The following is a 13824-nucleotide window of genomic DNA, read 5'->3' on the forward strand; positions in this document are numbered from 1 at the left end:
GCTCTAAGAAAATAGCCCCTTTGATAGCAAAGCAGCCTCTAATTGTTGTTTCAACGCTAATGCTGCCGCCACGGAAATATGGGATCCATCACGATAGACGACATAGTCATCTTGAATAGCTAAGCAGAGCTTGGCACATAACCAAGGCGTGGGATCAATTACTTCAAAACCCTTAATGACTTGAACAGGAGTTTCCTTCGTCGTGTTGCAGGTAGTTATGTCCCGTGAAGCTAAACAGTTCGGAATATCTCTGGAAGGTCGGGGTGTGTCACTGATGTAGATTAAATGCTCAGATGTTCCTTCAAGAGCTTTAAGTAAAGGAATTTGCCCCTCCCGCCACCAGGTTTCGCGATCTGAAGAGCCTCGAGCTGGAGCGTAGTATTGAAAACTACTGGTGATGACTGCCGCAGGTTGTAATTTCTTAATACGAGCGAGTGAATTCTCCCGCCATTGGTTGCAATCAGAGTTCTGGAAAGCACCTTTGTCATCGCGCGGAGCTTGGACCGCCGGACACGCTGATTTAGTGAGAGAAACTAGTGCAAATCCACGGTCACGAGCTAACTCTTCTAGGGCCGGAAACCACTGTGCCGCATGTGAATCACCATAGAGAACTATCGTGGTTTTCGAATCACGATCTCCGTACGTGCAATCACCAGATTCGGTTTCACCATAGTTCACATGACAACCATCGTTGTAGACGGCTGGGTGTTGAACAACTTTAGCTAAGTCAAATTTTAGGTTTGTGCCAGCAATATTTATCGTAGAAGAGGCGGTTGAGGCGATCAGTAAGCCCGCCACTAGGGAGATAATGGTGGTGCCTGCAAAGAATAAATAGATCGTTCTACCCGCGACCTCTTTGTGTCGAATTGGTTGTTCAATGTATTTACTGGTGAAGTGGGCTAAAACTATTGTTAATGCGATGCAGACGATGCTCTCTCTAATGCGCAGTGGCCTGCCTAAGGCGCTGCTAGGGAGAACCAAGGCGGGCCAGTGCCATAAATACAAAGGATAGGAAATCGCTCCCAGCCATTGCGAGATTCTGTTATTGCTTAGATCGTTAAAGAATCTTGGCCACACTGCAATTGAACCGATAAGAATCGCCGTCGAAGCAACAGGAAGCATGGCGTTAAAGCCAGGGAAAGCAGTGGTCTCATCGAAATTAAGTGATGCAACCGCAATTCCGATGAATCCGATCCACGGTAAGAATTTACTTTTCCATATTCCCTTCGGAGTAAAAAGTAGTAGTGCACCAAAGCCCAATTCCCAAGCTCTTGTTGGCAGAGAGTAGAAAGCCCAGATGGGTGAACTCTGTGTTTGGTAAATAGACAACATCAATGACAAAGCGGTTGTTATGGAGACTCCGTAGAAGACCGCACGTTTTCCATACTTGGACAGAATGAGGATGAAAATAGGCCAGATCACGTAGAACTGTTCTTCGACAGCTAAAGACCAGTAGTGAATAAATGGGGAAGGCGTCGCATCTAAATTCTGATAATCGTTTTGCCACCAAGCAAAGAGATAATTTGAGACATAAGTTGCGGCGGCGAACAAATCACGGCCTAATGCGTCTCTAGTTATTGGGGGGAGTACAAACATTCCTACAATGGCCGTAATAAACAGGACAAATACAGAAGTTGGTAGCAGACGCTTTATTCGGCGTTGGTAGAAAACTCGCAAGTTCAAGGTGCCAGTGTTTTCGATCTCGCGCAATATCAAACCAGTGATCAAATAGCCGGAGATAACATAGAAGATGTCAACTCCGATGAATCCGCCAGGAACTAATTTTGCATGGAATATGGTTACAAGGATCGCAGCTAGAGCTCGTAATCCTTGAATCTGAAGAATTCGCACCTTTAAGAAACCACCAAGGATGTGACAGGAATATTTGGATACTTCGCATTTAGAATCGATCGTCCCTGTAAACCGTCAATCTCAAGAAGTGCCAGAACGTGGACAACTTCTGCGCCAAGTCGATGCAGCAGTTCAATCGCAGCAGCAATAGTACCGCCGGTTGCAAGTACGTCATCTATTAGAAGAACTTTTGCGCCTTTTGCTACGGCATCAATATGAACTTCCAAGGTTCCGGATCCATATTCAAGACCGTAGTCTTCTGAAATAGTGTTATATGGAAGTTTTCCAGCTTTTCTGATCGGAATGAATCCACTTCGAAGTTGGTTAGCAACGGCAGATGCAAAGATGAAACCACGAGCTTCAATCCCAGCGACTAGCGTTGTTGAGTCCGCGTAACCTGCGAAGTTCTCTGTCACAGCGATGAATGCTTCGCCGTTTGCTAAAAGTGGAGTGATGTCTTGAAATCGAATACCAGGTTTTGGGTGGTCAGGAATTTCACGGATGAGCGACAAAGCGTCGTCGATTTTCATGTGTCCGAGAGGGGACTTGAACCCCTAATCCCTTGCGGGAACTAACACCTCAAGCTAGCGCGTCTGCCAATTCCGCCACCCGGACTAAGTGCTCGGAAAGAATAGCAATTGGGTGAGAGAATAGCGAAATGACCACAGAGACACACTCACAACTAGAATTAGAAGCCATCCGTATTTGCCAAGAGCTGATCAGGATTCCTAGCGTTAATTTCGGTGAAGGCAAAGGTGATGAGAAAGCTGTCGCCGCGCACGTAGTTTCTTTACTCAGCGATGTCGGCATTGAATCGAAAACTTATGAATCAGCACCTGGTCGATGCAATGTAATTGCTCGTATCAAGGGATCAAATCCAAGCCGACCTGGTTTGGTTGTGCATGGTCACTTAGATGTGGTTCCAGCCAATGCTGACGATTGGTCTGTTGATCCATTCTCGGGAGAAATCAAGGATGGATTTATCTGGGGTCGCGGAGCAGTTGATATGAAGAATATGGATGCAATGATTATTGCAACCGTTCGCGAGTGGGCTCGTACCGGTTATGTTCCAGAGCGCGACATCGTTTTAGCTTTCTTTGCCGATGAAGAGGCCGGAAGCAATTTTGGGTCCCACTACATGGTGAAAAATCACCCAGACGTTTTTGAAGGTTGTACCGAAGCCGTTTCAGAAGTTGGTGGCTTTTCAGTAACTGTTGCAGGTGCCAAGCGTTTGTATCTCATCGAAACCGCGGAAAAGGGTATTCATTGGATGCGCTTAACGGCTGAAGGTCGTGCGGGCCATGGTTCCATGATGAATGAAGAAAACGCTGTGACTCGCTTAGCTGAGGCTGTCGCGAAAATCGGCGCATATACATGGCCACAGCGTTATAGCAAAACAGTTAAGGCATTTTTTAAGCGCATTGCTGATGAAACAAATAAACCATACAACGAAGAAGACCTTCGTCCTCTCTTGAATGAGATCGGCTTTGCTGCAACCATGATTGGTGCAACTCTGCAAAACACGGCTAACCCAACTATGTTAGAGGCTGGATATAAGGCAAACGTAATTCCAGGTTCGGCAAGTGCTGTGGTGGATGGACGATTTATTCCAGGATTTGAAGATGAACTCAATGAAACTATCAAATCATTGATCGGCGAGCACGTTACCGTTGAGACCATTACTCGAGATAAAGCACTTGAAGTTCCTTTTGAAGGTGACCTCGTTGAAGCAATGTGCAACGCTCTAGTTAAAGAAGATTCAGTGGCGATTCCAGTTCCCTATGTTATGAGTGGTGGAACAGATAACAAAGCCTTAGCTGATCTCGGCATTATTGGATATGGATTTTCTCCATTAAAACTCGATGCTGACTTTAACTTTATGGCGATGTTCCACGGCGTTGATGAACGAGTACCCGTAGAAGGTCTCACCTTCGGAGTTCGCGTCCTAAAGGAATTTCTAGAAAACTCCTAAGCGCTCACATCATTGAGAGCGTTGCGGACAATCTCTGGCAATGCGATCTCTTCGCTCTTTAGTACGCCGCGTAACTGAGCGCCGGTTCTGGCACCAATCAAGGATGAGGTAACACCTGGTGCGTCCCTGACCCACGCAAGTGCTACTTCCAAAGGTGAGTAACCTAAACCTTCAGCAGCCACTGCAACAGCTTCAACTATTCGAGTGGATCGGTTATCCAAGTACGGCTCGATGTGCTTTGCAAAGTGTGGAGCTGCTCCACGAGAATCACTTGGAATTCCTTTTCGATACTTACCAGTTAAAACGCCTCGCGCTAACGGAGCCCAGGCAAGAAAACCCATTCCACATTCTTGCGCAGCATCTAAAACTTCTATTTCAACTTCTCGATTAAGAAGTGAATACTCATGCTGAACAGTGGTCAACGGTGCTTTCATAGAATTGGATTGCTGCTTAGTGGCTGCGCGCGCGACCTGCCAACCGGAATAATTGCTAATACCGACATAGCGCGCGCGACCTGAGGAGTAGGCATAATCAAGTGCAGACAAAGTGTCATCTAACGGAGTTGTGTCATCCCACGCTTGGATCTGCCAAATATCTACAAAATCACTACCAAGTCGCGCCAGCGAACGATCGAGTTCGGCAATAAGTGAATGTCTTGACGCATCGATCCTTCGAATGCCATCTGTAAAACCAATTCCAGCTTTAGTTGCAATAGTTACTTCATCTCGACTAAACAGAGTTCCGATCAGGCCACCAATTACTCGCTCACTATCGCCATCGCCGTATGTTGCGGCGGTGTCGATGAAATTGCCACCCGCATCAAGAAAGGCACGACATTGATCAGCGGCCTCGATTTCATCGGTGTCGCGCCCCCAAGTCATAGTTCCAAGACCTAAACGGGACAGATTTAGCCCACTTGTTCCCGCTCTGCGCTTTTCCATGGGGCGACCTTAGCAAGGGCAACACCGAAAACCTGCGATAACCTTGGATTTATGCGATTGGTTTTGATCAGACATGCACATTCAGAAGCTAACGCTGCTGGAATACTTTCAGGACGTTTACCTAACGTGCACCTGTCCGACAAAGGAATTGAACAGTCGGAAAACTTGGCCCTTCGTCTAGGCCTCTTTCCAGTGTCAACTTTGCGCATTAGCCCGATGGAGCGATGTTTCGAGACAATTTCACCGTGGATTAATTCAGTAGTTCTGCCCAACAATCCAAAATTTGTTCCGACAATAGATCCGAATGTGACTGAGGTCGATTACGGGAGTTGGAGTGGAAAAAAGCTTTCTGTCTTATCAAGAAACAAACTGTGGTCTACTGTGCAAGAGTCACCGAGCCGTATGTATTTTCCTAGTGGTGAAGGAATCGCACAGATGCAATCTCGAGCGATGAGCTCTGTCCATGAAGCTGTTGCTTCTAAATCCAAGGGGACGGCTGTAATCGTCAGTCATGGTGATGTCATTAAGGCAATTTGCGCTTCAGCACTTGGTGTCCACCTGGATGAGTTTCAGAGAATAGTTATTGATCCCGCCTCCATTTCAATTCTTGACTATTCAGCTATTAAGCCACGAGTTTTACTTCTTAACGATTCACGATCCGTTGTTACCGATCTACTTAAAGCGCCCAGCCGAAAGAAGAACTTATTGGGTGGCGGTTCAGGTAAATGAGGAATGAGTTCACAAGGCCCGAGCGCTTCGTTGCAGGCACCGTTGGGCAGCCAGGGGAGCGCGCCTTTTATCTCCAAGTACGTTCTTCATCGCGACTGTTTTCAGTAGCCGTGGAGAAAGCGCAAGTTCAAGCCATTGCAGCACGTATGGAGAACATGGTTTCTGAGGTTCGTAAAGCAAACCCATTGATCACTGTCGATAAGTTGCCCTTAGATGATTCACCCTTGGAATCACCAATCGATTCAGAGTTTGAAATTGGTGCAATGTCCTTGTCGTGGAATGAAGAAACTAAGTTAATTTGCGTCGAGTTATTTGAGTTGGAAGATGATGAAGAGGACTCTGAAGGTGAAGTTCTAGAAATCAACATCACTTTGGGTATGGCCTCCTCCTTTTCCTCGCGCTCAAAGGCAGTTGTAAATGCAGGTCGTTTACCTTGCCCATTCTGTGGAATTCCGATAGATCCACGAGGCCACTTATGTCCGAGGGCCAATGGTTACCGACGATAAATTACAAGCACTAACCTCTGGTGATCTTCGAGTAACTGGCCGTCTAGTTGATGCATCAAATGCGACTTTGTATGCAACCTCGACTCTAAATACTCAAGAAGTAGTTTGCATCTATAAACCGATTGCTGGCGAGCGACCACTCTGGGATTTTTCCGATGGATGTTTAGCCCATCGTGAGTATGCCGCGTATTTGGTGAGCACCTATCTTGGCTTTGATTTGGTTCCACTAACAATTCTTCGCGATGGTCCATATGGTTTTGGAATGGTTCAGGAATGGATCGAGATCGACGAAGGAATTGATTTAGCAAAGTTCTTCGCTACAGATCATCCAAGGTTACGTTCTATGACTCTGTTTGATGCGATCATCAACAACACAGATCGCAAGATTGGCCACTTATTGCCCGTAAATGAGAAAGAGGTTTACGGGTGTGATCATGGCGTTACATTTCATGCTGATGACAAGTTGCGCACGGTTCTGTGGCAATGGGCCAATGAACCATTTAATCGTGATGAGATAGAACTCCTTAGGAAAGCTGACACCTTACTCAAAGGCGAGTTAGGAGATTTGCTGATTCCCTTGTTAACCAAACTCGAAATAGAAAGCACGTGTAAACGTGTTTCAAATCTATTAGCCTCAGGAACTTTTCCTGCACCTAATCCCGACTGGCCCGCCGTTCCATGGCCGGCTTTTTAATTAATGATTACGATACAGCTATGAAATCTTGGAGTGATGTTGAAGTTCCACAATTAGATTCCGCTTTTACTTTTCCGGTTTTATCACTCACAAACTCTTCAACGGGAGAAATAACAGCTCTCAAGAAGAAGGACATGTACCGCATGTATGTCTGCGGCATAACTCCCTACGATGCAACGCACTTGGGTCACGCTGCTACCTATCTAACGTTTGATTTAATCAACCGTTACCTACGGGCTTGTGGCTCTGAGGTGCGTTACGTTCAAAACATTACCGACATTGACGATCCGTTGTTGGAAAGAGCAAAGCGAGATGGTGTTGATTGGAATGTTTTAGCCCATCAACAAATTGATCTTTTCCGTAGTGACATGACTCATCTACGAGTAATTCCACCAGCACATTACATCGGTGCAGTCGATGCGATTCCCTTGGTGACAAGTGCAATTGAAAAGCTCAAAAGCAAGGACAGTATCTATAGCGTTGATCAGGATCTGTATTTCAAAGTACATTCTGATTCTGAATTTGGGGAACGCTCTCATCTCTCTGACGATCAAATGCTTCAGATATTTTCTGAACGAGGAGGAGATCCCAAGCGAGCAGGCAAATCCAACCCGCTTGATTGTCTCGTATGGATGACACAACGACCGAACGAACCTGGATGGCCATCACCTTTTGGTATTGGCCGACCCGGATGGCACATCGAGTGCACCGCTATAGCCATCAAATATCTTAAGCCGTCTGATGACGATGTGACTCTGATCGATATTCAAGGTGGCGGTTCGGATTTAATTTTTCCTCATCATGAAATGTGCGCAGCTCAGGCTCAAGTACTTTCTGGTAAACCACTATCAGCAACCTACGTTCATGCAGGAATGATTGGTTTAGATGGCGAAAAAATGAGCAAGAGTAAGGGCAATTTAGTTTTTGTTTCGAAATTGATTGGAGCAGGCCGCGATCCGATGGCTATTCGCTGGACGCTTATGAAAAACCACTATCGAACAGATCGAATGTGGAGTGATGAACTCTTCAAAGAAGCTGAAATTGAAATAGTGACGTTGCGCGATTGCCTCAGTCGAGTACAGATCGCGCCAACAGAAGAATTGATCACCAACATCATTGGTTACCTGGCTGATGATTTAGACACAGAGTCTGTTATCGCAGCCTTGAATACATGGATGGACCAAACCAAAGCTGGAGACACTGGGGGAGACGCTATGTCTTTAGCTAAAACGTTAGATGCTTTGCTAGGTATTCAGTTTTAGTTCTCATTTTGTCTGCGTAAGTAACGCTCGAATTCTTTAGCTATTACATCCCCAGAAACATCAGGCAGTTCAGCTGCGTCTTTGCTTGCTTCCAACGCTTTCACATAGTCAGCGACATCAGAGTCTTGTGCGGCTAACTCATCCACCATCTTTTCCCATTCATCTGATTCGCTCTGTAATGTCCCTAATGGAATAGAGACATCTAGAAAGTCTTCTAGAGAGTTAATCAAAGCGAGGGATGCTTTAGGCGATGGAGAGTTGGATGCATAATGGGGAACTGCAGCCCATAGAGAAATTGCATCTATACCTCGGCGCGTGCATCCGTCTTGAATAATTCCTAGAATTCCGGTTGGTCCTTCATACTTAGAAACCGATACGCCAAGCCGGTCGGCAACATTGGGATGAGAGCCTGTGCCCGTCACTGTTATTGGGCGAGTGTGTGGAGAGTCGGCGAGTAAGGAGCCAAGAGTTATCACAAGAGATATTTCTAAGTCATCTGCAAGATCTAGTAGATCTGCGGTAAATCTTTTCCACCGCATTGATGGTTCAACGCCAGTAACAATAACTAGATCTCGCGCCATCGATGGGATTGCTAAGCCAAAAACTTGAGTCCCTGGCCACGTAATACTTCTGATCGATGATTCATCAATTGATACCTGAGGGCGGCTAACTTGAAAGTCATAAAAATCTTCAGCCTCTACATCGGCAATCAATTGTGGGACAACATCATCGTCTTTCTCACTCCAAGCGGACAACAAGTGCTCTATGGCACCTGATGCGCCTTCTGCGGCATCGTTCCAGCCCGCGAAAGCCACAATCATTACTGGGTCGCGCAGTAGCGGTATGTTATGAATCTCCACGACGGCAACCTTACGGTAACCTTCACCAGATGAACACGCCGAATAAACCACCAGGATTGTTGCGGCGCACTCTGTCTGAGCGGGTAGTGATCGCCGATGGGGCAATGGGCACAATGCTTCAGGCAGCAAATCCTTCCCTTGCAGACTTTGAAAATCACGAGGGCTGCAATGAGGTGCTTAACGTCAGTCGCCCCGACATAGTTCGATCTGTTCACAACGAATACCTTGCTGCCGGAGTGGATGCGATTGAAACAAACACATTCGGTGCTAACTGGTCCAATCTGGCAGATTATGGGATCGAAGACCGGATATATGAGCTTGCCTACTCAGGTGGAAAGATCGCTCGCGAAGCAGCGGATGCCTTTTCTACACCAGAAAAACCACGCTTTGTTTTAGGATCAATGGGACCTGGTACCAAGTTACCAAGCCTTGGCCACACCACGTATGAAAACTTGAAAACCGCCTACTACACCGCAGCAAAAGGTTTAGCTGACTCTGGTTGTGATGCATTGCTCGTTGAAACTTCTCAGGATTTATTGCAAGTTAAAGCGGCGGTTAACGGATCTCGTCAAGCGATTAATGAAGCCACGCATGACATTGTGCTCATCGCACAAGTCACAGTTGAAACTACAGGCACAATGTTGATGGGTTCTGAAATCGGAGCTGCACTCAATGCACTCGAACCTATGGGAATAGACATTATCGGTTTGAATTGTGCGACAGGTCCTGCCGAAATGTCCGAGCACCTGAGATATCTCAGCAAGAATGCAAAGGTTGCAATATCGGTGATGCCAAATGCTGGGCTACCACAACTAGGTCCAAACGGTGCTACATACCCGCTCTCGCCAGCAGAGTTAGCAACTGCGCTAGATGGTTTTGTAACCGATTACGGTATTTCACTGGTGGGTGGTTGTTGCGGGACGACTCCAGCTCATTTGGCATCTGTGGTCGAAAAGATGGATAAGAGAGAGTTTACAAAGCGTTCTCCTGCATTGGAACCAGGAGCTTCATCGCTGTATCAGTACGTTCCGTTCAGACAAGATCAGACATACCTTGCGATCGGTGAGCGAACCAATGCAAATGGTTCTCGCGCATTTAGGGATGCTCTATTAGCTGAGGATTGGGAAAAGTGCGTTGAAATCGCGCGCGATCAAATTCGAGACGGTGCGCATATGTTGGATCTTTCTGTTGATTATGTTGGGCGTGATGGCGCCGCAGATATGAGTCAAATTGCCTCACGCTTTGCAACGGCAAGCACCTTGCCTATTGTTTTGGATTCCACTGAGCCAGCGGTGTTGAAGGCGGGCCTTGAACACCTTGGTGGTCGATGTGTGATTAATTCTGTCAACTATGAAGATGGCGATGGTCCAACATCTAGATTCGCAAAGATTATGCCTTTGGTGAAAGAGCATGGAGCAAGCGTTGTCGCTCTGACCATTGATGAAGAGGGGCAAGCTCGAGATGCTGAATGGAAACTACGAGTAGCCAGACGCTTGATAAATGATCTCCATGACAACTGGGGAATGAATATCGGTGACATTTTGATTGATTGCCTAACCTTCCCAATCGCAACGGGTCAAGAGGAAACACGCAAAGATGGAATTGAAACTATCGAGGCAATCAAACGTCTTAAAATTGAATTTCCTGAGGTGCAAACAACTCTAGGTGTTAGCAATGTTTCATTCGGTTTAAATCCGGCAGCACGAGTGGTCCTGAATTCAGTGTTCTTACATGAGTGTGTTCAAGCTGGCCTTGATTCAGCAATTGTGCACCCATCCAAGATCACTCCTATGGCCCGCATAGAAGAGCGACAAAAGCAGGTTGCCTTAGATCTGGTTTACGATCGCAGAACATTCGATGGCGAGGAATGTACATATGATCCTTTGCAAGAGTTCCTTCAGCTATTTGATGGGGTAGAGCTTGCAACAAGTAAGAACGCCAGAGCCGAAGCTCTAGCTGCTTTACCTTTATTTGATCGTTTACAACGTCGAATTATCGATGGCGAAAAAGTAGGTCTTGAAGACGACCTCAAAGCTGCGATGGAGCAAGGAACTCCACCCCTTGAGATCATTAACTCCCATCTATTAGAAGGCATGAAGGTTGTTGGAGAACTCTTTGGTAAGGGTGAAATGCAACTTCCCTTTGTTTTGCAAAGCGCGGAAGTAATGAAAACAGCAGTTGCCTTGTTGGAGCCGTTCATGGAGAAGACCGGAGATGAGGGCCGCGGAACCATGCTCCTTGCCACAGTGCGTGGAGATGTTCACGATATTGGGAAGAACCTCGTTGACATTATCTTGACTAATAATGGCTATCGGGTTGTGAATATTGGAATTAAACAAACAATTAACCAGATCATCGATGGCGCAACAGAGAGCAATGCCGATGCGATTGGGATGAGTGGGCTGCTTGTTAAGTCAACGGTGATCATGAAAGAAAACTTGGAAGAGTTAACTGCTCGAGGATTAGATCAGCGATGGCCAATTGTGCTTGGTGGCGCCGCTTTGACTCGAGCCTATGTAGAGCAAGATCTAGCTTCAATGTTTCCGGGTGAAGTTCGTTACGCACGAGATGCCTTTGAAGGCTTGCGCTTGATGGATTCAATCATGGCGGTCAAACGAGGCGAAGAGGGAGCATCACTGCCTCCACTACGTGAAAGACGTGTTGCAAATACTCGGATCAAAGCAGAAGAAGTTCCTGTTGATACCAGACGTAGCGACGTTGCCTCTGATAACTCAATTCCAACACCACCGTTTTTTGGATCACGCGTCATCAAGGGAATTCAGTTATCTGATTACGCAGGAATGCTTGATGAACGCGCACTCTTTGTAGGCCAATGGGGGCTTAAGGGAAATCGCGGCGAGTATGAAACTATGGTGGAAACCGAAGGTCGCCCACGTCTTCGCGCACTCATCAATCAGGTTCAGTCCCAGGGTTGGTTAAATGCCGCGGTTGTCTATGGGTATTTTCCTTGCTACAGCGAAGGTAATGACTTGGTGATTTTGCATCACGAAGGCGAAGAAAAGGGCAAAGAAAGAATTAGATTTACTTTTCCTCGCCAAACTCGAGACCGACGACTATGCATAAGTGATTTCTTTGCGTCCAAAGATTCAGGAAAAACTGATGTGGTCGCATTCCATGTTGTGACCATGGGATCAACGGTGAGCGAGGCGGCAGCAAAGCTATTTGCTGAGAACAATTACCGTGAATACCTAGAACTACATGGTCTCTCGGTTCAACTTACAGAGGCACTAGCTGAACACTGGCATGCGCGTATGAGAGAAGAGTTGCAGGTTAAGGCTGAGGATTCTTCTGATCTGCAAGGTATTTTGGATCAGGGATATCGCGGCTCTCGCTACTCCTTTGGATACCCAGCATGTCCTGATCTAGAACAACAAGTGCAATTGTGCGAGTTATTGGACCCAGGTCGAATAGGTGTTGAGCTTTCAGAAGAGTTCCAGCTTCATCCAGAGCAATCAACTTCTGCGATCATCGTTCATCACCCAGAGGCAAAATATTTCAACGCAAATTGATGAATGGAATGAATAGTTTTTTCGAGGCTGTCTTTTTCGACATGGATGGACTTTTAGTTGATTCGGAACCAGAGTGGTTGTTGTCTGAGATAGAAGTTACCGCACCATTTGGTTACACCTGGCTACCCGAAGATCAGATTGCATGCCTCGGTGGCCCACTTTCAAGAGTTGGTAAGTACATGTTTGATAAATGCGGGCAGCAGCAATCACCGGAATATTTCACACAAACTCTCATAGACACCCAGGTAGCAAGGATGCGGGGCAACACGCCTACGATGCCAGGGGCTATAGCGCTTCTAAAAGAGTTGCAGAATCACGGAGTTAAAACGGCTTTAGTTTCTGCCAGTCCACGAAACATTGTCGACGCCGTTCTAGACAACTTAGGTTGCGATTTGTTTCCGTTTTCGATTAGCTCAGATGATGTGACTCACACTAAACCCAATCCAGAGTGTTATATAAAGGCCGCCCAGGTATGCGATGCGGATATTTCAAATTGTCTTGTTTTTGAAGATTCACTGACTGGTATGAATGCGGCGATATCTAGCAGCGCCTATTTGATCGGTGTTCCTCATCTAGTTTCAATCGAAGAATCAGAGAAAGTTAGGGTCATAAGATCTCTAGAACAACTTTCGTTTGGAAAACTCGAGCAATTAAAAGAAGATTTCTCGATTCAAATTTAGTCGTTGTGAGCTGGGCAAATGCTTTTGAAATAGCACCAATCACATAATCGTGATGGTTTTGCTGGCCAATATTCTTTTTCGATGGAAATGGAAATGTCTTTAGCGACTCGATGTAGTACTTTCTCGGTGGACTCTAATTGAGCAGTGGTGGGATTACTTTTGACAATTTTTCCATCTCCTAGGTAGATCAATTGCAATAGACGGGGGAGTACTCCGTTGTTCTTCCAATATAGGAGTGCGTAAACGCGCAATTGGAAGAGTGCTTTTTCCTCCCAGCCAGGACGAGGGGCTTTACCAGTCTTGTAATCGACAATCCTCACCTCTCCAGTTGGGGCAACATCTAAACGGTCAACATATCCATGTAGATATACATTTGTATCGAAATCATTCTCTAAGTGCATTTCGCGGTGAGTTGCTTCAAAGGTAGTGGGGTTTTCCAAAGTGAAGTAGGTTTTCAGCAAGGCAGCTGCGCGATCTAGCCATTCTTTTTCATTTGTAACCATCTCGAGAAGTACGGGTTTGTCTGCCAGTTGAGCGCTCCAGCGCGAAGGCAGAAGTTCTACGGCTGACTCCACCGTCCGCCCTGCAGCTGGGATTTCAAAAAGGTCCTGCAGAACTGTGTGAACCAAGGTTCCACGTTCGGCATCTAATGAAGGCGGTTCTGGCAACTTATCAATTTTGCGGTACTTGTATTGCTGGGGGCAGTTCTCGTACTCACTGACCGCACTTGGCGATAGACGCAACGACTGTTCATTACTCACCTGGCTGAAGATACTCGTACTTGCCGCGTTAATTTCGC

12 protein-coding genes and 1 tRNA gene are annotated in these 13824 nt (G+C 46.4%); 7 read left to right on the plus strand and 6 right to left on the minus strand.

Annotation, left to right across the window (positions count from 1 at the left end; translation table 11 throughout):
• Window positions 1-3: 3 nt before the first annotated feature.
• The 3 genes from AC9UH7_RS01490 to AC9UH7_RS01500 all read right to left on the minus strand — a co-directional run bounded on the left by AC9UH7_RS01490 (window position 4) and on the right by AC9UH7_RS01500 (window position 2466).
• Complete coding sequence (locus tag AC9UH7_RS01490; protein ID WP_509594125.1) at window positions 4-1851, minus strand: acyltransferase family protein; 1848 nt, start codon at window positions 1849-1851, stop codon at window positions 4-6.
• Window positions 1852-1853: 2 nt separating this feature from the next.
• Complete coding sequence (locus AC9UH7_RS01495; RefSeq protein ID WP_509594128.1) at window positions 1854-2381, minus strand: adenine phosphoribosyltransferase; 528 nt, start codon at window positions 2379-2381, stop codon at window positions 1854-1856.
• A gap of 1 nt (window position 2382) precedes the next feature.
• Window positions 2383-2466, minus strand: a tRNA-Leu gene (locus AC9UH7_RS01500).
• Window positions 2467-2509: 43 nt separating this feature from the next.
• On the opposite strand from AC9UH7_RS01500, the gene AC9UH7_RS01505 reads away from it, so the two are divergent.
• Window positions 2510-3823: a M20/M25/M40 family metallo-hydrolase gene (locus AC9UH7_RS01505; protein ID WP_509594131.1), complete on the plus strand. Its 1314-nt coding sequence runs from the start codon at window positions 2510-2512 to the stop codon at window positions 3821-3823.
• Here the strand turns inward: AC9UH7_RS01505 and AC9UH7_RS01510 are convergent.
• Window positions 3820-4764 carry an aldo/keto reductase gene (locus tag AC9UH7_RS01510; protein ID WP_509594134.1) on the minus strand — a complete coding sequence of 315 codons (945 nt, stop codon included), beginning with the start codon at window positions 4762-4764 and terminating at the stop codon, window positions 3820-3822. The genes AC9UH7_RS01505 and AC9UH7_RS01510 overlap by 4 nt on opposite strands.
• A 51-nt stretch (window positions 4765-4815) precedes the next feature.
• Here AC9UH7_RS01510 and AC9UH7_RS01515 point away from each other — a divergent pair, with 51 nt between their 5' ends.
• Genes AC9UH7_RS01515 through mshC form a run of 4 tightly spaced genes read left to right on the plus strand, consistent with a single transcriptional unit; the run spans window position 4816 to window position 7955 of the window.
• Window positions 4816-5493: an Rv2135c family putative phosphatase gene (locus AC9UH7_RS01515; RefSeq protein WP_509594137.1), complete on the plus strand. Its 678-nt coding sequence runs from the start codon at window positions 4816-4818 to the stop codon at window positions 5491-5493.
• Window positions 5490-5999, plus strand: a complete 510-nt coding sequence (locus AC9UH7_RS01520) for an Rv2134c family protein (protein WP_509594140.1) — start codon at window positions 5490-5492, stop codon at window positions 5997-5999. The genes AC9UH7_RS01515 and AC9UH7_RS01520 overlap by 4 nt, the downstream gene beginning before the upstream one ends.
• Complete coding sequence (locus AC9UH7_RS01525; RefSeq protein WP_509594143.1) at window positions 5983-6693, plus strand: Rv2133c family protein; 711 nt, start codon at window positions 5983-5985, stop codon at window positions 6691-6693. The genes AC9UH7_RS01520 and AC9UH7_RS01525 overlap by 17 nt, the downstream gene beginning before the upstream one ends.
• A 20-nt stretch (window positions 6694-6713) precedes the next feature.
• Window positions 6714-7955 (plus strand): cysteine--1-D-myo-inosityl 2-amino-2-deoxy-alpha-D-glucopyranoside ligase, encoded by a 1242-nt coding sequence (mshC, locus tag AC9UH7_RS01530; protein ID WP_509594145.1) that lies wholly within the window; start codon window positions 6714-6716, stop codon window positions 7953-7955.
• Here the strand turns inward: mshC and AC9UH7_RS01535 are convergent.
• Window positions 7952-8815 carry a PAC2 family protein gene (locus tag AC9UH7_RS01535; RefSeq protein ID WP_509594148.1) on the minus strand — a complete coding sequence of 288 codons (864 nt, stop codon included), beginning with the start codon at window positions 8813-8815 and terminating at the stop codon, window positions 7952-7954. The two genes, mshC and AC9UH7_RS01535, sit on opposite strands and share 4 nt — an antisense overlap.
• 29 nt (window positions 8816-8844) lie before the next feature.
• Between AC9UH7_RS01535 and metH the strand changes: the two genes are divergently transcribed.
• Complete coding sequence (gene metH / locus AC9UH7_RS01540; RefSeq protein ID WP_509594151.1) at window positions 8845-12345, plus strand: methionine synthase; 3501 nt, start codon at window positions 8845-8847, stop codon at window positions 12343-12345.
• 8 nt (window positions 12346-12353) lie between these two features.
• Window positions 12354-13025, plus strand: a complete 672-nt coding sequence (locus AC9UH7_RS01545; RefSeq protein WP_509594154.1) for an HAD family hydrolase — start codon at window positions 12354-12356, stop codon at window positions 13023-13025.
• Here the strand turns inward: AC9UH7_RS01545 and AC9UH7_RS01550 are convergent.
• Window positions 13022-13786: a RecB family exonuclease gene (locus AC9UH7_RS01550; RefSeq protein ID WP_509594157.1), complete on the minus strand. Its 765-nt coding sequence runs from the start codon at window positions 13784-13786 to the stop codon at window positions 13022-13024. The two genes, AC9UH7_RS01545 and AC9UH7_RS01550, sit on opposite strands and share 4 nt — an antisense overlap.
• Between the last annotated feature and the right edge of the window lie 38 nt (window positions 13787-13824).

Source organism: Candidatus Planktophila sp. (assembly GCF_044348745.1).
Classification (GTDB): domain Bacteria; phylum Actinomycetota; class Actinomycetes; order Nanopelagicales; family Nanopelagicaceae; genus Planktophila.